Source organism: Dyadobacter psychrophilus (assembly GCF_900167945.1).
Classification (GTDB): domain Bacteria; phylum Bacteroidota; class Bacteroidia; order Cytophagales; family Spirosomataceae; genus Dyadobacter; species Dyadobacter psychrophilus.
Genome location: NZ_FUZA01000002.1, coordinates 335,391 through 356,785 on the forward strand (window position 1 = coordinate 335,391; position 21,395 = coordinate 356,785).

The following is a 21,395-nucleotide window of genomic DNA, read 5'->3' on the forward strand; positions in this document are numbered from 1 at the left end:
GATCAATCTTTTTGCGCCGTAGCTTTTCTGTTGTCCAATGTTTCCGCCGTCTTAACCAATTGGACAAATTCTGAGCGGTAACCTTCCTCATCTTTGCCGAAAGCCGTTTTTGCACGCGCAATCACTTGCCGGTAACTGGCTTGCCCCTTAAACTCCGAGTTCCGGAGCAATAACCCGAATTCTGCCACTGCACTCCCGAAACGAAGATTTTCTGAACAGTCGGCCAGTGGTTTAGATGCGTTTTTAACAGGCATATCAAATAATATGCTTTTGTCAGAATCCGGCTTTTTGTAGCGAATTTTTAAGGTTAACATTTCTTCCGTCTTCCCAATGTCCGAAGCATCCGTTTTCTGATATTTCAATGCATCATTCTTTGACAGGTAGGGGCTGTTATCACCCGCAGGGACTATTTCGTAGAGAGCAGTTACCGTGTGGCCCGAGCCCATTTCGCCGGCATCTTTTTTGTCGTCATGAAACTCTTCATTTTTGAGCGCACGATTTTCGTAACCGATTAACCTGTAAGCTTGTACATGCCTCGGGTTGAATTCGATCTGGATTTTGACGTCTTTGGCAATGGTGAAGAGCGTTCCACCGAATTCCTGCACAAATTCTTTTCTCGCTTCCTGAATGTTGTCAATGTAAGCATAGTTTCCATTGCCTTTATCGGCCAGTGTTTCGATATGACTGTCTTTGTAATTTCCCATCCCAAATCCCATAATGCTTAGGAAAATACCCTCTTTCCGTTTTCCTTCTATCAGACGCTGCAATTCGCCCTCACTTGAAATACCAACATTAAAGTCGCCGTCTGTTGCCAGAATTACGCGGTTATTTCCATCTTTCATGAAGTTGTCCTTCGCAAGCTTATATGCCAGTTCAATGCCGTCGCCGCCAGCCGTCGAGCCGCCTGCTTCCAGTCCGTCAAGTGCTTCCTTAATGGTGATTTTCTCACTTCCCGGTGTTGGTTTCAAAATTTCACCCGCAGCACCTGCGTATACAACTATGGAAATTTTGTCCTGCGGCCGAAGCTGGTCAACCAGCAATTTAAATGCCTGTTTCAGAAGGGGAAGTTTATTTTGGTCAGACATGGAGCCTGAAACGTCGATCAGGAAGACCAGGTTCGAGGCTGGCAGATTTTTAGTCTGGACGGTTTTTGCCTGTAAGCCAATGTGCAGTAATTTCAGACCCGGATTCCACGGAGAATCAGTCAGTTCGGTCGATACGGCAATGGGGTGCTCACCCGATGGCTCTGCATAATTGTAATCAAAATAATTGATCATTTCCTCAATCCGCACCGCATCAACAGGCGGCATTTGTCCGGTGTTCAAAAAACGGCGCGTGTTGCTGTAAGAGGCCCGATCCACATCAACTGAAAATGTTGTAACGGGCGTTTGCGATGCGACCTGAAAGCCGTTTTCGTTAATCGGGTTGTAATTTTCAGTCTCCTGACGATGCTGTTGCGGTAACGGCGCCATAAAGGTGTGCATGGCCTGTTCCATCCTGACATGGTTTCCCGAAACTTTCCGGTGGACCTGCTGATGCTCGCTCAGCGCGTCCGTCAGATCGATGCGGCTTGTCGTTAGTGTCACATTCAGTGTGCTGGTGGCGCCCAGTTTCGCTTCCTTGGTTGCATAACCAGGCATTGTGAACGTCAGCGTCTGTGCATAAGTTGGGATCAGGATTGCGTATCTTCCCAATGAATCCGTTTTGGTAGAGATCATGGAATTTTTGAGCATAACGATCACATTAGCAAGCGGTTTTTGGTTTTCGTCCGTCACAACACCGGTGATTTTCCTGGTTTGCAGCAATGTAAACGCAGTGAGAGCGAAAAAGAGGAGTAATGCAATTTTACTTTTCATGGTTAATAGATTTTTTGTTTATTGACTTGATGCAGGGCACATTCAGATTCCATAAAAATTTTTTGATTTTTTTATGGAATTTCAAAAAAGCTGCATCTAATGGTTGACACACGGATATTATCATGTTTTTAAGCCGGCGCATGTGAGGTTTTTAAAATACTCAGGGGAAATAAAGCAGCACCGCTTTCAGAAGCGCAGCAACTTGCGGCCTATCGCAGCTCGGCTATCGGCGGCGCGGCGGATGTCGGCTTATTGGGGGCGCTCTATTCGCCTTACATGGAAATGGTCTTTGCGCTGTGTTACAAATATTTACAAGACGAAGATGCCTCCAAAGACGCGGTAATGCAGATTTTTGAAAAGCTGGTCGTTGATTTGCAAACGCATGAAGTGGGGCATTTCAAAAGCTGGCTACACAGCGTTTGCCGTAATTTTTGCCTGATGCAGCTCCGTGCCAAAAAGACATTCGTTTCAGCCGCTGATGTCGGCAATGAAGAAGACGAGACCTTCCTGATTGCTATGGAACCCGAAGAGCCGCTTTTTAATGATCAGAAATTAGATGCTTTGGAAAAATGTCTGGGAACATTGCAGGCGGAGCAAAGAACGGCGATTCAGCTGTTTTATATGCAGGAAAAATGTTACAGCGAGATTAGTCAAGAGACAGGTTTTGATCTCAACAAAGTGAAAAGTTACATTCAGAATGGCAAGCGTAACCTGAAAATTTGTATCGAGAAAAATGGCAGAGAATAAGTCAGATATGGCTGGATTTGGGGACTTTCGCCGCTATCATAACGGTAAAATGTCGACCAATGAGCAGCATTTGTTTGAAAAGCAGATGCTGGAAGATCCTATGCTCGCCGAGGCGTACGATGGGTTTCTGGCCATGCATCGTAATAAGGCTAATGTTGCCGATATAAAACAGGCCCTGAACCAGAATTTGCGAAACAGGGTCACCGGCAACCGAAAAAGGACAATTCCGTTATGGACTTATGGAGCAGCGGCCTCTCTGATCATTACTTTGGGCACATTCTGGGTTATATTTATTTCCGATCCCCAGAAAGGTGACATGAAGGAAACTGGACAAAATCCAGTTGAAAAGCCATTGGCAGAGGCTGAACCAGCGCCCCGATCTGCTCCCGAAACGAAACCGGAAATAGCATTACCGACCGAAAAACCCGCTCCACGCAGGCATTCAGCAAGCAAGCGTGCGCGGGAGCGCGAACTGGCCATTGAAATTCCTGAACAACGAACGGAAACAGATTTAGCGGCCGTAGATAACGAAGAGCAGGTGCGTGTCCCCGCTGCGGCGCCTGTGGAGAAACAAGCATTCGGCAATACGGCGCGCACGCCAATGCCCGCTGCAACGGCCGGGCGGAGGGGGCAAGAACCCAAATACAAAAAGAGTCAAACCGTTGTGGCCGAGGCAGCTTCCGCCAGAACTCTGGCAGCATTGCCCGACTTGACAGATTCAGTTACTAAGCTGTCAGCCAGTCCCTTAATGGGCTGGGACGCGTACAATGCCTATCTGGAAAAGCAAGCCAGCGCCGCCAGGCGTAAGGGAGAAGTAACGGTAATTTTTTATGTAAATGCGGACGGGACATTGGCCGACTTCACTGCTCAGGGCAAAAAGCAATTGCATTCAGAGGCGATCCGCATTGTGCAAGAAGGCCCGCTTTGGTTGCCCGCCAGGCAAAATGGCTTTGCTGTACGCACTCCGGTAACTGTCAAGTTACTGTTCAAAAAGTAAGGTAGTTTTCGCCTGCACCTCTTCCTAAGGACTGTTTTCAAGCACTTTACAACTTTTTGGAGTATATAATTATCCATGGATTTAAATAATCTCGCATGGATCAGTCGGTTACAAAATTAACCGTAGAACTAATTTGTATTTTTTTTTGAAATTTGAATCCTAAATTTTTGCGTTCTGGATAGTTGTATTTAATTTTACTACCTACGTCGCCACTCCCTTCATACATACACCCTTTATAAATGTTTCTGTAAATCAAACCATACAACCAATCATTGATGTTTTTTTAGGTCTGATACGATGGAAACGGGTCGTTTCTAATAAATTTTCCGGATAGATTTTGTATTGGACAGTATTATTACTAATTCTACGAAATAATTGGCTGTATTTTTATATCTTTAAAATACGCCCGGCGCAAATCAGCCAAAATTTCCGAGCGGTAACATCAAAAAAGCACTAGATAATTTGAATATTTTTTACTCAACCTATGAGCAGTAGAAGAAATCTCTTGATTATAGACGATGAACCAAGTATCACCAAGATATTGGAGCATTTTCTAAAAAAGGACTTTAATGTTGTAATTAAAAGTGACGGATCCGAAGGCATGCTTTGGCTCGAAGAAGGAAATCAGGCCGACCTGATCATTGCAGATTTGCATATGCCCAATTTGAGCGGAAAAGAGTTCTTAAAGGTTGCAAAAGCCAGCAATTTGTATGCTGACATTCCGGTGATCATCCTTTCCGGATCCGACGAAAGCAGTGAACGCATTCAATGCCTGAACCTGGGCGCGGACGATTTTATGGTCAAACCATTCAATCCGATGGAAGTTCACGCCAAGATCAATGCAATCCTTCGCCGAAGTAAACGCTACTCTTAATCAGCAAATCAATATGGAATTGACAAGCACGTCCGCGGGAATGGTTGTTGAGCCAAAATCCTACGTCGCGTTGTTCAGGGTTATTTATCTGAACAAAGATCTGGAACAATACCTGAAATTTTCGGAACAGTATGCCGATTCGCTGCAGGTTGAATATTTCGACTCCAAGGAAGGCGTTCTCCGCGCCCTTGAAGAGAATTATCCCGCAGACATTATCCTGGCCCACACAGAAAGCGGCGGCCTGGAATTGCTTGACACGATCCGCAATAATGCTGGCTTTGGCAACATTCCCTTCGTACTTATGGTGAACAACCTGAGCTACGAAGCGATAGAAATTGCCCGCAAGCATCACGCTGACGATATTTTCTCCGTTCGTTTTGATGACGGCGACCTCATTACCCGCATCCGTTATTTCAAAAAGAGACAATGGTATGTGGCCAGCAAAGCTTCACAAAAAATCAGCGCCCAAAATACACGTACACCACTCTGGAAAAGGGCCATCGACGTCATTACAACGGGCGGCGCAGTGATCCTTTTGCTTCCGGTGTTTCTGCTGGTGGCGCTTCTGATACGCCTGGACTCGAAAGGGCCGGTTTTTTACAAATCAAAAAGGGTAGGGAGCGGTTACAAGATCTTCGACCTTTACAAATTCCGCACCATGCGTACAGATGCCGATCAGCTCATCCGAAAAATGGCTGCATTAAGCATGTACAACAAAAGCACTGAGCCTGTAAACCAGATCGAAAGTAACGGCTTGTGTGATGATTGTCTGGCGGGGAATCAATGTAAGAGCTTGCTGTTCCACGACGGAAAGGAGATTTGCGAGAAGCTTTATCACTTCCAGAAGGACCAGAAAGCTGCCTTTATGAAATTTCAGAACGATCCGCGGATTACGCGTTTTGGGCAGTTTTTAAGAAACAGCAGCCTGGACGAACTGCCCCAGCTGATCAACATACTGAAAGGCGATATGTCGCTGGTGGGTAACCGCCCGCTGCCGCTTTACGAAGCTGAAAAAATGACCACCGACGATAAAATCCTCCGCTTCGCAGGCCCGGCCGGTCTTACCGGCTTGTGGCAGGTGACCAAACGCGGAAAAGGGAAAGCGGATATGTCAGAAGAAGAAAGGACGCAGCTGGATATTACTTATGCAAAGGAATTTTCCTTTAAGATGGATATGCAGATCATTCTTAAAACTTTCCCGGCCCTCTTGCAATCAGAAAACGTGTAACCCTCCTCTATCAGAACATTATCGAAATTACTTATACACGCTTATGTTAAATGGTCTTAACCCATTCATTGCGGGACCCGTCGTACTGTTTGATAACCCGGGCTGGGTTGCCGACAGCGACAGAGTAGGGAGGGATATTTTTGGTGACAACGGCTCCTGCGGCAACTACGCAGTGTTTTCCAATGGTAACCCCGGCAGTGATCACGGTGTTGGCGCCAATCCAGCAGTCGTCTTCAATTACAATGGGCGCAACGCTAACGCCTTGCTGGTGAATCGGTTGCGCAATGTCAGTGTAGTTATGGTTCAGTCCGCTTGCCACAATGTTCTGTGCGAGAATGACGTTGTTGCCGATCGTTACAGGACCAATGATCACATTACCCAGCCCGATCAGCGAATTATTGCCAATCCTCACTTCCCCCACGCCATTATTAACCGTAGTAAAGTCTTCAATCATGGAATTGTCTCCGATTGAGAAAGGGTTGAACGGAAGCACATCCATTCTAACCCAGCTCCTTATAACGACATTCTTACCTCTTTGATGATAAAACCGGTTCAATATCACCCTAACCCAAAGCCTCGGACGGGCCTGATTTGTAGGAATAAGAAGCCAGTGAAAGAATTTTTTTAAACGCGGGTTGCTCTTGATTTGGTCTGAAAAAGCCATTCGGTCGGGGCAGGGAAAGTAGAAGTAATTTTATTCAAATGTATTTCCAATAACTACAAAACCAAGCAAAATCCATTTTAAATAAACTATTTTTTAAAAAATAATGCCGATGAGATACGCAGTGTTTTTAATTCCCTTGTTTTTGATTACCCTCACAACACACGCCCAGGAATCTTTGAGCAAAGATGTGGACTATGCGTATCTCGAAAAACTAATTGCCATTACCAGAGCGAATTATCCGAAGATTAAAATGTATGACGACCGGGTAACAGTAGCTGAATATGCGATCAAAAAAGCGAAACTTTCATATTTTGATATTTTCAATTTTTCATACCTGTACAGCCCAAATAACAACACAGCGACGATTTCACCAACATTGCTGAGCGGTTACCAGCTGGGGTTCTTCGTTAATATTGGCGCCATTCTGCAAAAGCCCAGCATGATCAAGCAGGCCAAAGGAGAGCTTTCGGTTATGCAGCATGATAAGGAAGCATTTGACCTGAATATGGTAGCCGAAGTGAAGAAACGCTATTTCACGCTGATCCAGAAACGGGCTATTTTCAAAGTGCGTTCCAACGCCGTGCTGGATGTGGAAAGTATGGTTGCCAATGTGAAAAAACGTTTCGAGATGGGGCAGGAGACGTTGGAAAAATATAATCAGATACTGGTTATGCAGACAGACCATTACCAAAACTTGCTGAACGCAGAAAGCGAGATTTTGATAGCGAAAAGCAGTCTGGAAGAATTATTGGGACAAAAATTAGAAGACATAAAATGAGCGAGTTTGTACAATTTCTGAGATTACTGCAACGCAATAAAATTACGCTGATCCTGGTTCCGCTGATCACCGTCATCCTTTGCTATTTCCTCGTCCGGCGCCTGCCCGACACATTCGAATCGCACGCGCGTATTGCAACGGGACTTGTTGATAAAACAGACCAGGTTGTTACCAAAGCCAAAGATGAACAGGATCAGCAGATTGCGCGCAAGTTTGAAAGCCTTATCCAGGTCATGCGTTTGAAAAGGACCATTGATCAAGTGTCATACAGGCTGATTCTTAACGACTTGAAAGGTTTGAAAGACTCAACCTGGCGTGAACCGGTGAAAGAATTGGAATCGATGAGCAAGGCCGACAAGAGTAAAGCTATCGCGTTGATTACAGAGAAATACAAAAAGCGCGAAGAGCTGTTTTTGTCAAAACCGTATGAAAATCAATTGAATGACATCATTGTGGATATGGGTTACGGGGCCAATGCGTTGCGTGAAAAGCTTATTATTTACCGAACGGGTGTAGGCGATTATATTGACATCGAATTTGAGGCCGAAAACCCTGAACTGGCTGCTTACGTAATCAATACGCTAAGTGAAGAGTTCATTTCTGACAACTCCTCACGTGTGGTTGGAAACAATAAAAAGACGATCGACTTCCTGCAGAGCTTTATGCTGCAAAAACTAGCCGCGCTCAATGGCCGTATGAACACGCTGCGGAATTTCAAGATCCAGAACAGGGTATTGAATCTCAATGAGCAAGCCAAGAGCATTTACGGTCAAATGGCTGATTATGAAACCAGAAGAGAGGTTGCGCAAAAGGATATTGTAGCTCTCGGGGCGGCTATCAATAACATTGATAAAAAGTTTGACCCAACCGAGCGTAAATATTTTGAAAGTGCGCTGACCGGGATCAACCAGAAGATCATTACTTCAAAAAGTAACCTGAGAGCATTGAATGAACGATATGTGCTCAGCAACTTTGATCAGCGCCTGAAATTGAGCATGGATTCACTGAGAAACCAGCTCACGGAGGAAATCGATGAGGCGACGGATAAATACGCCTACAACCCCATGGCGCTGAAACAGGACCTGGTTACGCAAAAATTGCAAATGGAAATTTCGCTCGAACTGGCAAAAAACAGTGTCGCTTCGATCCAGGGCGAGCTGAACCGGCTGAACAAGAAGTTCGACGGGCTTGTGCCGAATGAGGCCACAATCCAGGAATATGAAACTTCCATTGACATTGCCAGCAAAGAATACATTGAGGCGCTGCAACGCTATAATGAGGCAAGTCTGGAATTCAGCTTCCCGGTTTACCTGCGTTTAATTGAAAGAGCGATGCCGGGTGAAGTGCAGGCTTCGAAGAAAATGGTGCTAGTGGTGCTTTCCGGAGTTATCAGCTTCACATTCTGCGTGTTTGTATTCTTCATTTTATTTTACATTGATAAATCCATCCGCTATCCATTGCAGTTGGCCAATGCTACGGAAAGGCCTGTATTGGGTTATCTCAATGCATTGGACAAAGGCTCAAATCTTAGCCTTTCCGGCATGAATGCTTCGGATGATAAGTCGATAAGGCTTTATAAAAACCTTGTTCGCTCGATCCGTTATGAGCTTGATAATGAAATTGATGACCCGAAAATCATTGCCGTTACCAGCTTGTCATACGGCGTTGGCAAAACATCTTTTGTGGTCGCACTTGGCTGGGCATTTTCTAAAATAAATAAGTCAGTGCTGATCATCGACGGAAATTTCGGACAGCCGGACATTTCGAAACTGAACCCGGATACAAGCCTGATCGAGAACTTCGTGAAAAGCAACACGGTGATTGAGGCCAGCTCAGGGCAAATACGCATTCTGGGTAATAAGGGAGGTGACATTTCACTGCTTGAACTGGCTGATGAAAAGTCGGTTGGAGACCGCTTGCAAGTGCTGAAAACGCAGTTTGACATCATTCTGGTGGAAACAGATTCGCTCACAGCCATGAACAAGGCCAAAGAATGGATTACGTTCTCGGACCGTGTGGTGGCCGTTTTTGCAGCCGGAAGGTCTATTTCGGATGATGATCAGTCTAAAATCCAGTATCTCAATAATCTGGAAGATAAGTTTTCCGGCTGGGTGCTTACCAACACGGAAGACATTCCTGAGCAAGCTGGAAAAATTGGAAAACCTGTGGAAGTATGAAAATAGTGGAAGCGGTTTGGTTACTCATTCAGTTCCTGATCTGGTATAACCTGGTCTTTCCTGTGTTGCTGCTGATTATTTACAGCATTCGCGGCAAAGACAAGCTGGCAACTGGCCCTGCGCCGGTCCCTGAATTGCCGGATTACGGCATCATTGTCACAGCCTACGAATACACGCAGCAGCTTCCCGCAGTGGTGGCTTCGCTGCTTAAACTGGATTATGAGCGTTTTCATATTTATGTGGTCGCGGATAAATGTGACATTACCGGACTGCATTTTCCGCCGGACCGGGTTTCATTGCTCAGGCCGGAGCAAGTGCTGGGAAGTAACACCCGTTCCCATTTTTACGCGATACGAAACTTCATCAGGCCTCATTCCCATTTAACGATTATCGACAGTGATAACCTCACCGATCCCCAATATCTGAACGAGCTGAATGTTTATTTCAAAGCTGGATTTCAGGCAGTTCAGGGTGTTAGGGAGGCCAAGAATCTGGACAGCACCTATGCTTGCCTGGATGCAGCCAGGGATATTTATTATCATTTTTATGACGGAAAGATACTTTTCGGCGCGGGATCTTCGGCAACTCTGGCCGGTTCGGGAATGGCATTTACGACAGCGCTTTACAAGGAATGTCTGGGGCATCTGGACGTTACCGGAGCGGGTTTTGATAAAGTGCTTCAAGATGGCATTGTCAGCAGAAAATACCGCATTGCATTCGCCGAAAAGGCCATAGTTTACGATGAAAAAACCACCGGAAGCGATCAGCTCGTAAAGCAACGCGCCCGCTGGATCAACACCTGGTTCAAATACTTTGCGCTTGGTTTTAAGATCTTTTTCAATGGCTTAACCAGTTTGAACTGGAACCAGACTTTGTTCGGACTCGTGCTGCTCAGGCCGCCTTTGTTCATATTTCTGATCCTGTCGGTATTTTTTATGCTGGTCAACCTGTTTATTTCCATTCCCGTGTCGGTTATGTGGTTTGTGGGGTTATGTGTCTTTGTTACAGGTTTTTATATTTCTTTAAAACGGTCGCATACGGATGCCAGGATCTATCAGTCGCTGGTTAATATCCCCAAATTCATTTCTTTTCAGCTTCTCGCCTTACTCAACGCAAGGAAAGCCAATCAAATCTCTGTGGCAACGCGCAGTAGCCAGACAGACCATAAACAGATATAGCTCCTGCATTATGAAAATTTATCCGGTTAAGACAGAGAAGAGAAAGAAGGAGACATTTGACCATCTGACACCGCTGCAAAAAAAAACGCGGCAGGTTGCTTTGTTGCTGGCTTTCGTCAGTGCATTCATTTTTTTCTTTAAAATCTTGTTCTTTTAATGGAGAAGGAGTTACAACTTTTTATTTCCAACAGCAATGCAGCTGAGCAAACCTTCAAAGGCAGGCTCCGCAAGTTGTTTTTGGTAGATAAGCTCAGCAACACCACCGGGCTGCTCATTCTTCTTTTACTTTCGGCCGGATTAGGCGCATTAATCGCTTACCAGGGCATTATTGCAGGCGCGTTGATCATCGTGCTGATGATCGGACCACCCTTTGTTTATTCCATTGTGGTTTATCCGCAATTCGGGATTACTGTGCTGCTGATGCTTGCTTATCTGCTCTTTTTCGTGGGCAGGCTGGGCATCGACTTTCCGCTCGGGACGGTTATGGACGGAATCCAGGGATTGCTCATTTTAGGCTTCTTCATTCGCCAGAAACGAAACCCCAACTGGACCATGTTCAAAGGGCCAATCGGGACAATGATCCTGATCTGGATTGTGTACAACATTACCGAAGTGGCTAATCCCGTTGCCGAATCGCGGTTGGCCTGGGTTTATACGATCAGGGCAGTGGCGATTGTGATGCTTACGTATTTCGTGTTTATGTATCAGATCAGGACAGTGGAACAGGTTCGTTTCATATTAAAGATGTGGATCGGGCTGGCAACATTTGCTGCATTATATGCATTCAAACAGGAATTTATCGGTTTTTCAGCCGCTGAGGAAGCCTGGTTATATTCAGATCCCAACATTAAAGAGCTGCTTTTCATTTCCGGGCACTGGCGTAAGTTTTCGATCTTTTCGGATCCTGTTGCTTTCTCTTACAACATGGTGGTTAGCAGTATTTTGTGCATTGCTTTGTTGTCGTATGTGAAGGAACGATGGAAAAAAGTAGTGTTAACTGTGCTTACCGTGATCATGTTCACAGCCATGCTTTTCTCCGGTACGAGGGGCGCATATGTGCTGCTTCCGGCGGCGATGGTACTGTTTGTTATTTTAAAATTCAACAAGCAGGTGCTCATAGGGACTGCCATAGCGGGCGTAGGGATATTATTTCTGATCATGGTGCCTACGACCAATTCCAATATTGTACGCTTTCAAACTGCATTCAAACCTAACGAAGACATTTCTTTTCAAGCACGGAAAAACAACCAGAAACGCATCCAGCCTTACATATTATCCCATCCGATGGGCGGGGGGCTGGGTGCGACGGGCGCATGGGGCCAGCGTTTTGCACCTCAGTCTTATCTGGCCAATTTCCCGCCCGATAGCGGCTATGTGCGGATTGCAGTGGAACTTGGCTGGATCGGTCTTGCTATCTTTTGTTTATTAATGTTCTTTATTTTGAGGGAGGGTATTAATAATTACTTTTCTATCCGGAATCCCGAACTAAAAACGTACTGTATGGCCATGCTGCTCATTGTATTTGCCTATAACATTGGCAACTATCCCCAGGAAGCGCTGGTTCAATTTCCGTCAAACATCTATTTTTATCTCGCGGTCGCTATCATCAACATTACCAAAATCATTGATGATAAAGAGCAGATCAGAAAGGCCCGGCTGGAAGCCCCGCTGGAATCTACTTTATAAGCATAGTAGCTTTTGCGACAGGCTTTTTGAAATGTTTGGCAAGCCCCATAAAGTAGATCTTGATTACCGCCAAAGGAGAGGAAGCGTCGGTTTTGCCAAAGTTGAGCAGATGCATGTGGTAAAACATGATTCCCAGAGCCGCAAGGCCGCGCAAATAGTCGAGTGAATGGATCCTAAGCAGTAACTTAGACATTTAAATTGAAGGGCGAGGTAATATTATTTGTACAAATAATATTAAATTATGCGCATATTCGTACAAACAATTATAGTGAAAATCGCTCACCTTATACTGGCTCATTCACAACCTGCGCAAGTGGCAAGGCTGGTCAAAGTGCTGGCTCACAGTGATGCGTATTTTTTTCTGCACATTGATAAAAAAGCGGCTATTTCGGCTTTTGAGGAAGTTTTACCGAGAGAACGAGTGTATTTTATAGAAAAGCGCGAGACGGTCGGCTGGGGTGCATATAGTATTGTTCAGGCCACTGTAAACGGTTTGACGCAGATCGCTTCTTCGGGATTGGATATTGGTTACATTAATTTGTTAAGCGGCTCGGATTATCCTTTGAAGCGGGCCGATGAGATCCACGATTTTTTTCAAAAGCAAAATGGGGAAAATTTCATGGAATTTCAGTCGGTTACTCACGAATGGACAGAAGCGATTCCGCGTCTGACGCAGTATCACCTGACCAATTACAATTTTCCCGGAAAATACCTCGTGCAAAAATGGATGAATAAGCTATTACCAGCCAGATCAATGCCCGACAACCTCGTTCCTGTCGGAAAATCACAATGGCTGAGCATTACCATGGATGCGGCAAGGCATATATTGAGCTATTTGCAGGCGCATCCTCGGGTGGTAAATTACTTTAAACATACCTGGGCACCGGATGAAATCGTCTTTCAAACCATCCTGTACAACTCGCACTTTCGCGACAAGATGGTGAACGATAATTTGAGATATATACAGTGGAAAGAAGGGAAAGCAAGCCCGGAAACATTGACAATGAAAGATCAGGCGAAGTTATCGGAAGCGAAGGCGCTTTTTGCGCGCAAGTTTGACATGAGTTCCCAACCTGAGATACTGGACTATTTAGACAAGAAGATTTTTAGCTATACATAGGTTATTATGGACATCGTTATTACCGGACAGCAGGCCTGGGACGTGGAGATAGGGAGTAATTGCAAAAACATTGCACTGGAATTCAGCAAGCACCACCGTGTCTTGTATGTGAATTCGCCTCTCGACCGGGCCAGTTCGTACAAGAACAGCAGCGATCCTAAGGTCCTGAAGCGCCGGGAGATAATCAAAAATAAGCGGGACGGACTGGAAAAGATACAGGAAAACTTATGGGTGCTCTATCCTGACGAGCTTATAGAGTCGATAAACTGGATTTCTTCGGACAAAATTTTTTCTTTCTTCAATAAACGCAATAACCGGATTTTTGCAGATTGTATCCAGCGCGAAGTTGCCGGGCTTGGCTTTAAAGATATCATCCATTTCAATGACAATGACATGTTCCGGAGCTTCTATCTCAAAGAGATGCTCGAACCTAAATTGTCTGTTTATTACTCGCGGGATTACATGCGGGCAGTTGACTACTGGAAAAAACACGGTGACCTGCTAGAACCGGAGCTCATTGCCAAAAGCGACCTTTGTGTAGCAAATTCAACTTATCTGGCCGATTACTGTCGCAAATTCAATCCCAATTCACATTACGTAGGACAGGGCTGCGACCTGGATATTTTCCTGGAAGGCAGCAAAGCTTCCGAGCCAGCGGATCTGAGCCATTTGAGGCGGCCACGCATTGGTTATGTAGGCGCGTTGCAAAGCATCCGCCTGGACATGGATCTGCTCCAATACATTGCCGAAAAACGTCCCGAGTGGAACATTGTGCTCGTTGGTCCGGAGGATAACGAGTTTCTGACCAGCACATTACATCAAATGCCTAACGTGATATTCACAGGCTCGCGGGACATCAGCGAATTGCCGGCCTACATTAATTCCTTTGACATTTGTCTTAATCCGCAGCTGCTGAATGAGGTAACCATTGGCAATTACCCAAGGAAAATTGACGAATATCTGGCTGTCGGAAAGCCGACCGTGGCAACCAGCACCGACGCCATGAGTGTTTTTTCAGAGCACGTTTATCTGGCGAAAACCAAAGAAGACTACATTACGCTCATAGAGCGCGCACTTTTGGAAAATTCAGAAGCCAGGATTGCGGCGCGGAGGACATTTGCGAGCTCACACACGTGGGAAAACAGCGTTCGAGAAATTTACAAAGCCATGGGTTTGTCGAGTTCCGACAGAAAAAACTATCATTACAGCAATTTCAGCTGAACCAGCCCCGATTCGGATTCCGCTTTCAATAATACCAGTTTTTGGCTCAGTTCACTGCTCCATTTTCCCTGCTTAAGAATGGCTTCCAGGTCTTTGTACTGGTTGGCAGTTGAAAGCATTCCCACAGAAAAAAGGGAGGAACGGAATTTGTGGATGGATTGGCGAAGCCTTTCGAGATCTCCTGATGCCGAGGATTCTTCAATAGCACTTAATTGTGTCTTGCTGTCGTTCTCAAACATCTGGATCAGTTCGCCGCGAAGTTCGTTATCACCGCCTGTAATTTCCGCTAGGTATTCGAGATTAAGTATACTGTCTGACATGGTACCCTGTTGTTGAGGATTTACTTCTTTGGTTTGTGATGCGGGAGGAGGCGTTTCAACGTTGCCTTTATTTCCCAGGTATGCAATTGTATATAATAATTCACTTTCCTTGAAAGGCTTTGAAATGTAGCTGTTAGCACCAATGCTAAGGCATTCTTCCTTTTCGCCCACCATCGCGTGTGCCGTCATCGTGATAATCGGGATTGTTTTTGAGATGGACTTACGGATTTCTTTTATTGCCGTGTAGCCGTCCATGACAGGCATCTGGATATCCATTAAAACAATGTCAAATTCCTCCTCGCGCAGCCTGTCCAATGCTTCCTGACCATTATTAACGATTCGCAATGGAATCTTTAATCTTTCAAATATAGCATGTAGCAACTTCTGATTTAATGTATTGTCCTCGGCAGCCAGGACTTTAAGCATGGAAATAGATTCTTTTGGATCAATAACCATTTCAATTGCTGCTGGTTCGGGAGCCTGCATGACCTGGAAAGGAAAATCCATGATAAATGTAGTCCCTTTGCCGAGCTCACTTTCCAGTTTCAATGTTCCCTCGAAAAGCTCCACGAGGGATTTTACAATGCTAAGCCCGAGCCCGGTTCCGCCGAAAACCCGGGTTGTGCTTTCCGTTGCCTGTACAAAGCGGTTGAAAACGTCATTCAGCTTATCTTTTGCTATGCCGACCCCCGTATCGGTCACCGTGATCCGGATAGTTTGCACCCCGTTTACGGACTCTCTGATCGGCGAGACATTTAATGTAACACTTCCTTTTTCTGTGAATTTAACCGCGTTGCCGCACACATTCAGCAAGATCTGGGTAAGTCGGAGCTTGTCGGCTTCCACGAATGCGGGTAAGTCGCTCGCCAGGCTATACTGAAAAGAAATTCCTTTCTCCACCGCTTTCTGATTGGCAATCACGGACACGGATTCTACGACTTCTTTCAAAGAAATTGTGGTCTTTTCCAGATGCACCTGGCCGGCCTCGATTTTGGAAAAATCCAGAATATCATTGATCAGTTCCAGCAGATTCCGTCCTGCATACTGGATGTACTCTACATATTCAATGCTTTTTGGTTCCTTCACTTCCCCGACAAGCAGGTTGGTAAAGCCAATAATTGCATTAAGCGGCGTCCGGATTTCGTGGCTTACGTTGGATAGGAAAATATCTTTGACGCGCACCGATTTTTCGGCCAGCGCCCGCGCTTTTTCAAGTGTGGCTTCATAATTGGCCCTTTCGGTAATGTCACGGAAAACGGTAATGGCGCTTGTCACTTCACCCTCCATCGCGATCACGGGCTGCACATTGGTTTCCAGGTGATATATTTTGTCGTTTTTAATTAAATCAATTTTATTGCCAGCCAGTTTTTCCCCTTTCAAACCTCTTGCTACGGGCAGGGTTTCGGGCGTAAAACGCTCGTGAAAGCGTGTCGGATCCAGCAATGTGATCTCGCTCAGCTCATCTTCCAGCGTGACCAGCTTCCCCGGCTTGAATCCTAATATTTCCCGTCCCGACTGGTTTAAAAACACAATTTCACTTTGCTTGTTGATCACCATTACGCCATCCGGGATCGCTTCCAGATACTGACTTACAAGCCGCTCTTTTTCGTTTATTTCGTTCTGCAAAAGGATCTGTTTTCGCTTATCCAGATTCAGGAATACGATGGAAAGGACAGTCAGAAACAGGCCTACAATTCCGGTAACAATGATAAACAGCACTGAATTTTCCTGTGTCCGTGCCACGAGCATGCGGCGGAGATTCAGATTATGGTTTTCATGATATTCGATCTCATTGATCTTATTGGTCAGTGCCTTATTGAGCCTGATGCCTTCACCTTGCCTGATTTTGGTAAAAGCGCTGTCGCGGCCAATGGTCCTGTAAATGGAGACAATGCCCTGAGAATAAGCCACAATGTTACTGGAAATCGATAACAGCTGCCGAACCCTGACGGTTTGTACAGCATCATTTTTAACCAGATTGAAAAGTGTGTCCGTAATGCCGATCAGCTCAATTTTCTTGTTATAGTTGTCTGCCAGCAGATTTTTGTCCTGCGTGATCAGGTAACCGCGCATATTGGATTGGAAATCCTTGGTAACATGCCCGAAATTGGCAGTTTGATTTAAGACACCGATCGTCCGGTTGAGGCGTTCGTTATTGAGTGAAAGATCCCGGACATTCTTATAAGTAAAATACTGGGAGCCAAAAATCAATGCGAGGCCAAGGTATATGCAAGCATAATACCATCTGAAAGTAGGCTCTGTCAAACTGATCGGCATACAACTAAGTGAATTGGCACACGGTAAATGATCATTGAAATTTTTTCAGAAATGGAGGAGTCAGAGCAGGTAATCAAAGTTAAATTTCAGATGCCTGTACAGGTGCCGGACGTTTGCCAGGAAAAAATTCTCGCTCTGTCGCCAGTTTTCACGCTTCATGGTGCTAGGCTCCACTTCGGAATTCCTTTGCGTAAACAAACCTGTGAAATCTTTATAAAAAACGGCCTTTCCTTTCTTTTTCAGGAATGACATCATCATGCTATACTCGGTAAAATCACCTTTTTGGCCTTCAATGTATCTACCGAATTTTTGGAAAAAGCTTGTACGACGCAAATGCGGGTGATCGCTGTACATGTAAAACTTTCTGTAACCCGGTTTCCACATTTTGAACGCCATATCGTAAAAACCCTCATCCCCGTTGGTCAGATATGGATATTCGAAATAGGCATAAAATCGTACCATGTCAATTTCTTGCCTGCTATGCATGATCTGCAATGCGTGCCTGAACTTCTCAGGGAAAATCGGGGCGGGAGTGAAATCCTCCTGCACATATAATGTCAAAGGAGTCTGCACCGCGTCCTGGCCTTTGTTAATGTTGTTGCCAAGTCCTTTGTTTTTTGGCGTTGTGATCAGCCGGAAATTAAACTGCGTTTGCAGTCCGTGCAGATAATCAATATGTTCGGACTTGCTTCCGTCATCGGAAACGACAATGTCTTCAAATTTGCAACGCAGCCCGGCAAATGATTTCAGCAGCTGTTCGAGCGACTGGCTTCTGTTATAATGTGTAATGAGCAGCGTCACACCATTAAAAATATACTCTTTTTCCATAACGTTAAGCAGTTCCGGTCGGGTTATTTCATGAACACTAGGTCGAGCGTATTTTTCAGCCACCGGTAGCGAAGATAACCAAGGCGGGCTAGCTTGATCAGTGGATTTTCGCTCAGTTTCCAGTCGGCCCGGACCATTGTGCTGGGTTCGTCAGATGAATTTTTTTGGTAAAATAATTTTGTAAACTCATTGAAAAACAATCCTTTGCCTTTATTTTGTAAAAAGCTAACCGCCATTTTATACTCTGTCAGATCACCCTTGATCCCTTCGGGATATCTGCCGAATTTTTCGAAAAAAGTACTTCGCCTCAAATGCGGGTGATCGCTGTAATAGTAGAATTTGAGGTGGTTCATATCCCAGAATTTGTAAACCATTTCCGAAAATCCTTTTTGAAACGGCTTTAAAGTAGGGTAGGCAAAATAGGCGTAAAACCGGACGATGTCCCACTTCGAATCGTTTCGCATGAAGGTGATCGCGTCCTCGAAATGGGCCGGGAAAATATCAGATGGCTGAAAATCCTCCTGAACATATAAAGTATAGGCCGTCTTGACGGCGTCCTGTCCTTTGTTAATGTTATTTCCTAATCCCTTGTTTTTAGGGGTGGTAACCAGGTTGAAATTGAAGCGGTGCTGCAATCCGTTTATCTTCTCCAGATGTTCGGGTTTGCTGCCGTCATCCGACACAACAATGTCGCCGAAGCGGCAGTTGAGCTCTTCAAAACTGGTCAGAAGTCGTTCCAGTGACTCGCTTCTGTTGTAATGCGTTATTAATAAAGTGGTATCGGGAAAAATATGCATAAGTTCTAAAACATCGAGAGATAGTCACGCATTCCTTTCAACTGTCTTTTGGCGCGGTTGAAAAAGGCATTAGTAATGCTTCCGTCGTCCAGTAAGCGGCGGGGAGATGTGAAAACTTTTGCGCGGGAATCGGCCACCATTTTCAGATTACCGGCTTTTTTCAGGTTTAATGCCATGCGCCCGTCCTCCGCCTCGTTCTGGAAATCGCTCCCCACAATGTTGGCATAAACACGTGAGCCGCTTACCTTGAAGCCTCCCGTGGAGCGGCCAATCTCCGTAACAAACCCCATATTGAAGCCGTAGACATTCAGATACTCGCGGTTTTTCTTGCGGACCTGGATCATGATCCCTGCGAATTTTTCGTAGACCCAAAGCCCAAAACGACCTTGATTTTCCGGCGGAATGAATGCGTAGTTGCCGTAAACACCCGTAATTCCTACGTCTTTAACCATCGGCGCAACCATCAGATCGATCCAGTCGGGCGGGTAAAATGTATCGGAATCGGCGCAGAGATGATATTTACCGCGGGCAAGTTCCAAACCCATTTGCCGCGCGAAAGGCGTTCCCTGGACGGTTTGAAGATAGGTACGAACGCCCAGCGTTTCCAGCACATGCTGCGTGCCATCGGTTGAATTATTATTAATGACAATAATTTCAACCTTATACTTGCTTTTGCTGGCTGATAGTGATGAAAGTGTGCGATAGATGTTGTTTTCTTCGTTCCAGGCGGGAATTACTACGGAAACCTCGGGGCTTTCTTCCTTGAAACGGCTGATGCTAGTTTTCAGGCGCTCAATTTCTTCACCTGTAAGATCCTGGAACCGCTTATTCGTAAAAAGATGCGGGGAAATCCATTGCGGCAAGCCAAATAAACTCATGTCCGGATAGTAAAGTGGAGTCGATATGCTTTAATAAATTGCTTTGCTGGCACTGAGTGTGCACTTTCGGATGAAAGTTAAAACTTTAATCCGGGTTTGCGCAAAAAATTAGTAAAATTAGTTCTATTATCGCAGTCTGATTAAGTATACAGCATGTTGAATAAATTGTTGAGTCTGATTGTGCTGATCCGCTACGGAAAATTGCCCTGGGAAGTAAGATATTTTTATCGCGACACGCTTTATTGCCAGGTAATGCAGTGGAAATATTGGTTAAAGGACCTGAACATTATTTCAAGTGTTTTCATAAGCTCTATCCCCAATTCTCCGGGGCAAAAATATTACCTGCCAAAACCGACGACGAAGTGATGAAATATGTTGAAGAACATTTTATGCAACCATAATGGAGAATAAGCCCAAAGATCAGTATTGGATTAAGTCGGGGTTTATCAATATACTTCAGAATTTCTCTGGGGTGTTTTTTGGTTTCGCAGGGTTTTATGTGCTGGTAAGGTTGTTGTCAAAGCACGATTTCGGTGTCTGGACGCTATTCATTAGTACGACCACCATTTTGGAAGCCATTCGGAGCGGGCTTTTGCAAAATGCGCTCGTCAAATACATTTCTTCAACGGACAAGAAGGAGCATCCTGAGATTATCACGGCATCGTTCGCGATCAGCGGCATCGTATCCGTTTTTTGCATTACGACCATTATCCTGATCGCACCATTTCTGAGCCGGATCTGGGACTCGCCGCAGCTGGTGTCGCTGCTTTATTTTTACATTGCGATCTATCTTTTTTCTGGAATGCAGGCGCAGTTTAATGGTGTGGAGCAGGCGAATCTCCGCTTCAATGGCATTTTTATCACCACCATTATTCGTCAGGGCACCTTCTTTGCATATGTGCTGGTCTGTTTTGTATTTTCAATTCATGTGGAGCTGATCTATTTGGTTTGGGTGCAGATTTTGAGTGCTCTATTAGGCATGCTGATTGCGTATAATTTTGCAAAAGACAACCTTGTTCTATCTCGGAATGTTAGCAAAATGTGGGTTAATAAGCTTTTTGGTTACGGGAAATATGCGTTTGGAACATTAATAAGCTCATTACTCTCGGGCACGATCGACCAGATGATGCTGGGCGCATTGCTTTCTCCTGCGGCTTCCGGGGCATTCAACATTGCGGTAAGGGTCACAAACCTGATCGACATTCCAGGCAATGCGGTGGCAACTATTGTATTTCCGCAAAGTGCCAAGCGTATGGAGTCGGAAGGTCCCGGTGCGATCAAATATCTGTATGAGAAATCCGTGGGGACCACGCTGGCGCTAGTAGTTCCTGTGGTGCTTTTTCTTTATCTTTTCTCTGGAACTGTTATCCATTTAATTGCTGGTGAAAAGTACAACGATTCCATTCCGTTGTTGCAGATTACCCTGCTATACTGCCTTTTGGGGCCATTTGGAAGGCTTTTCGGTAACATTCTCGATTCCATAGGTAAGACAAAAATCACCTTTTTAGTGGTCATCGGCTCGGCAACACTGAATCTTGTACTCAACTATTTTCTGATCCGGTCTATTGGCGTGATGGGCGCTGCTTATGCTACTTTGATTTCGAGCATAGCCGGATTTATCGTGGCGCAAGCTATTCTAAGAAAAACGATAGGCGTAAATATTCTGAATACTTTTGTTTACATGTTCCAGTTTTATCCCGAGTTTTTGAATAAGCACCTTAAACCAATGCTTAAAATGAAATGACAGGCAGCTTGATCCTGCATGAATA

The 21,395-nt window shown here is 45.1% G+C and carries 19 protein-coding genes; 12 read left to right on the top strand and 7 right to left on the bottom strand.

Going from position 1 to position 21,395, the window contains the following annotated elements; translation table 11 throughout:
* Positions 1–2 precede the first annotated feature (2 nt).
* Positions 3–1,856 (bottom strand): YfbK domain-containing protein, encoded by a 1,854-nt coding sequence (locus B5X68_RS08445; RefSeq protein WP_082214262.1) that lies wholly within the window; start codon positions 1,854–1,856, stop codon positions 3–5.
* 276 nt (positions 1,857–2,132) lie between these two features.
* On the opposite strand from B5X68_RS08445, the gene B5X68_RS08450 reads away from it, so the two are divergent.
* The 4 genes from B5X68_RS08450 (at position 2,133) to B5X68_RS08465 (ending at position 5,702) form a co-directional block, all read left to right on the top strand.
* The gene (locus tag B5X68_RS08450) at positions 2,133–2,603 is read left to right on the top strand and encodes an RNA polymerase sigma factor (RefSeq protein ID WP_229208337.1); all 471 of its coding nucleotides are present in this window, start codon (positions 2,133–2,135) and stop codon (positions 2,601–2,603) included.
* Positions 2,590–3,600, top strand: coding sequence for an energy transducer TonB (locus B5X68_RS08455; RefSeq protein WP_082214264.1), 1,011 nt, complete (start codon positions 2,590–2,592; stop codon positions 3,598–3,600). Before B5X68_RS08450 ends, B5X68_RS08455 begins: the two co-directional genes overlap by 14 nt.
* A gap of 484 nt (positions 3,601–4,084) precedes the next feature.
* A complete protein-coding gene (locus tag B5X68_RS08460) occupies positions 4,085–4,474 on the top strand; it encodes a response regulator transcription factor (RefSeq protein ID WP_082214265.1) in 390 nt (129 codons plus the stop codon).
* A 13-nt stretch (positions 4,475–4,487) separates the two neighbouring features.
* Entirely contained in the window at positions 4,488–5,702 is a 1,215-nt protein-coding gene (locus tag B5X68_RS08465) for a sugar transferase (RefSeq protein WP_082214266.1), read from the top strand.
* Positions 5,703–5,748: 46 nt separating this feature from the next.
* On the opposite strand, the gene B5X68_RS08470 is transcribed toward B5X68_RS08465, so the two are convergent.
* Entirely contained in the window at positions 5,749–6,366 is a 618-nt protein-coding gene (locus tag B5X68_RS08470; protein ID WP_082214267.1) for an acyltransferase, read from the bottom strand.
* Positions 6,367–6,475: 109 nt separating this feature from the next.
* On the opposite strand from B5X68_RS08470, the gene B5X68_RS08475 reads away from it, so the two are divergent.
* The 4 genes from B5X68_RS08475 to B5X68_RS08490 all read left to right on the top strand — a co-directional run bounded on the left by B5X68_RS08475 (position 6,476) and on the right by B5X68_RS08490 (position 12,185).
* Positions 6,476–7,144: a TolC family protein gene (locus B5X68_RS08475; protein WP_229208338.1), complete on the top strand. Its 669-nt coding sequence runs from the start codon at positions 6,476–6,478 to the stop codon at positions 7,142–7,144.
* Positions 7,141–9,321: an exopolysaccharide transport family protein gene (locus B5X68_RS08480; protein WP_082214269.1), complete on the top strand. Its 2,181-nt coding sequence runs from the start codon at positions 7,141–7,143 to the stop codon at positions 9,319–9,321. Before B5X68_RS08475 ends, B5X68_RS08480 begins: the two co-directional genes overlap by 4 nt.
* Positions 9,318–10,499, top strand: coding sequence for a glycosyltransferase (locus B5X68_RS08485; protein ID WP_082214270.1), 1,182 nt, complete (start codon positions 9,318–9,320; stop codon positions 10,497–10,499). Before B5X68_RS08480 ends, B5X68_RS08485 begins: the two co-directional genes overlap by 4 nt.
* A gap of 156 nt (positions 10,500–10,655) precedes the next feature.
* Positions 10,656–12,185 carry an O-antigen ligase family protein gene (locus tag B5X68_RS08490; protein WP_082214271.1) on the top strand — a complete coding sequence of 510 codons (1,530 nt, stop codon included), beginning with the start codon at positions 10,656–10,658 and terminating at the stop codon, positions 12,183–12,185.
* Here B5X68_RS08490 and B5X68_RS08495 read toward each other — a convergent pair.
* A complete protein-coding gene (locus tag B5X68_RS08495) occupies positions 12,175–12,378 on the bottom strand; it encodes a hypothetical protein (RefSeq protein WP_082214272.1) in 204 nt (67 codons plus the stop codon). The genes B5X68_RS08490 and B5X68_RS08495 overlap by 11 nt on opposite strands.
* 48 nt (positions 12,379–12,426) lie before the next feature.
* Here B5X68_RS08495 and B5X68_RS08500 point away from each other — a divergent pair, with 48 nt between their 5' ends.
* Positions 12,427–13,305 carry a beta-1,6-N-acetylglucosaminyltransferase gene (locus B5X68_RS08500; RefSeq protein WP_229208339.1) on the top strand — a complete coding sequence of 293 codons (879 nt, stop codon included), beginning with the start codon at positions 12,427–12,429 and terminating at the stop codon, positions 13,303–13,305.
* A 6-nt stretch (positions 13,306–13,311) separates the two neighbouring features.
* Complete coding sequence (locus B5X68_RS08505) at positions 13,312–14,526, top strand: glycosyltransferase (RefSeq protein WP_082214273.1); 1,215 nt, start codon at positions 13,312–13,314, stop codon at positions 14,524–14,526.
* Here the strand turns inward: B5X68_RS08505 and B5X68_RS08510 are convergent.
* The 4 genes from B5X68_RS08510 to B5X68_RS08525 are packed head-to-tail and all read right to left on the bottom strand — an operon-like array spanning position 14,508 to position 19,626.
* The gene (locus B5X68_RS08510; RefSeq protein ID WP_082214274.1) at positions 14,508–17,123 is read right to left on the bottom strand and encodes a hybrid sensor histidine kinase/response regulator; all 2,616 of its coding nucleotides are present in this window, start codon (positions 17,121–17,123) and stop codon (positions 14,508–14,510) included. The genes B5X68_RS08505 and B5X68_RS08510 overlap by 19 nt on opposite strands.
* A gap of 60 nt (positions 17,124–17,183) precedes the next feature.
* Positions 17,184–17,951 (bottom strand): glycosyltransferase family 2 protein, encoded by a 768-nt coding sequence (locus B5X68_RS08515; RefSeq protein ID WP_082214275.1) that lies wholly within the window; start codon positions 17,949–17,951, stop codon positions 17,184–17,186.
* Positions 17,952–17,974: 23 nt separating this feature from the next.
* Positions 17,975–18,748, bottom strand: a complete 774-nt coding sequence (locus tag B5X68_RS08520; protein WP_082214276.1) for a glycosyltransferase family 2 protein — start codon at positions 18,746–18,748, stop codon at positions 17,975–17,977.
* 5 nt (positions 18,749–18,753) lie between these two features.
* The gene (locus tag B5X68_RS08525; RefSeq protein WP_082214277.1) at positions 18,754–19,626 is read right to left on the bottom strand and encodes a glycosyltransferase family 2 protein; all 873 of its coding nucleotides are present in this window, start codon (positions 19,624–19,626) and stop codon (positions 18,754–18,756) included.
* 153 nt (positions 19,627–19,779) lie between these two features.
* Between B5X68_RS08525 and B5X68_RS08530 the strand changes: the two genes are divergently transcribed.
* Together B5X68_RS08530 and B5X68_RS08535 are read left to right on the top strand one after the other, a co-directional pair.
* A complete protein-coding gene (locus B5X68_RS08530; protein WP_082214278.1) occupies positions 19,780–19,992 on the top strand; it encodes a hypothetical protein in 213 nt (70 codons plus the stop codon).
* Positions 19,993–20,026: 34 nt separating this feature from the next.
* Positions 20,027–21,370 carry a flippase gene (locus tag B5X68_RS08535; RefSeq protein WP_082214279.1) on the top strand — a complete coding sequence of 448 codons (1,344 nt, stop codon included), beginning with the start codon at positions 20,027–20,029 and terminating at the stop codon, positions 21,368–21,370.
* Positions 21,371–21,395 lie beyond the last annotated feature (25 nt).

What these genes read in the sequence shown, in the direction of transcription:
- B5X68_RS08505 (WP_082214273.1), top strand. Translation starts at nt 13,312, where the DNA reads ATGGACATCGTTATTACCGGACAGCAGGCCTGGGACGTGGAGATAGGG.
- B5X68_RS08455 (WP_082214264.1), top strand. Translation starts at nt 2,590, where the DNA reads ATGGCAGAGAATAAGTCAGATATGGCTGGATTTGGGGACTTTCGCCGC.
- B5X68_RS08475 (WP_229208338.1), top strand. Translation starts at nt 6,476, where the DNA reads ATGAGATACGCAGTGTTTTTAATTCCCTTGTTTTTGATTACCCTCACA.
- B5X68_RS08490 (WP_082214271.1), top strand. Translation starts at nt 10,656, where the DNA reads ATGGAGAAGGAGTTACAACTTTTTATTTCCAACAGCAATGCAGCTGAG.
- B5X68_RS08450 (WP_229208337.1), top strand. Translation starts at nt 2,133, where the DNA reads ATGGAAATGGTCTTTGCGCTGTGTTACAAATATTTACAAGACGAAGAT.
- B5X68_RS08535 (WP_082214279.1), top strand. Translation starts at nt 20,027, where the DNA reads ATGGAGAATAAGCCCAAAGATCAGTATTGGATTAAGTCGGGGTTTATC.
- B5X68_RS08485 (WP_082214270.1), top strand. Translation starts at nt 9,318, where the DNA reads ATGAAAATAGTGGAAGCGGTTTGGTTACTCATTCAGTTCCTGATCTGG.
- B5X68_RS08465 (WP_082214266.1), top strand. Translation starts at nt 4,488, where the DNA reads ATGGAATTGACAAGCACGTCCGCGGGAATGGTTGTTGAGCCAAAATCC.
- B5X68_RS08500 (WP_229208339.1), top strand. Translation starts at nt 12,427, where the DNA reads ATGCGCATATTCGTACAAACAATTATAGTGAAAATCGCTCACCTTATA.
- B5X68_RS08480 (WP_082214269.1), top strand. Translation starts at nt 7,141, where the DNA reads ATGAGCGAGTTTGTACAATTTCTGAGATTACTGCAACGCAATAAAATT.
- B5X68_RS08510 (WP_082214274.1), bottom strand. Translation starts at nt 17,123, where the DNA reads ATGCCGATCAGTTTGACAGAGCCTACTTTCAGATGGTATTATGCTTGC.
- B5X68_RS08520 (WP_082214276.1), bottom strand. Translation starts at nt 18,748, where the DNA reads ATGCATATTTTTCCCGATACCACTTTATTAATAACGCATTACAACAGA.
- B5X68_RS08470 (WP_082214267.1), bottom strand. Translation starts at nt 6,366, where the DNA reads ATGGCTTTTTCAGACCAAATCAAGAGCAACCCGCGTTTAAAAAAATTC.
- B5X68_RS08515 (WP_082214275.1), bottom strand. Translation starts at nt 17,951, where the DNA reads ATGGAAAAAGAGTATATTTTTAATGGTGTGACGCTGCTCATTACACAT.
- B5X68_RS08445 (WP_082214262.1), bottom strand. Translation starts at nt 1,856, where the DNA reads ATGAAAAGTAAAATTGCATTACTCCTCTTTTTCGCTCTCACTGCGTTT.
- B5X68_RS08495 (WP_082214272.1), bottom strand. Translation starts at nt 12,378, where the DNA reads ATGTCTAAGTTACTGCTTAGGATCCATTCACTCGACTATTTGCGCGGC.
- B5X68_RS08460 (WP_082214265.1), top strand. Translation starts at nt 4,085, where the DNA reads ATGAGCAGTAGAAGAAATCTCTTGATTATAGACGATGAACCAAGTATC.
- B5X68_RS08530 (WP_082214278.1), top strand. Translation starts at nt 19,780, where the DNA reads ATGTTGAATAAATTGTTGAGTCTGATTGTGCTGATCCGCTACGGAAAA.
- B5X68_RS08525 (WP_082214277.1), bottom strand. Translation starts at nt 19,626, where the DNA reads ATGAGTTTATTTGGCTTGCCGCAATGGATTTCCCCGCATCTTTTTACG.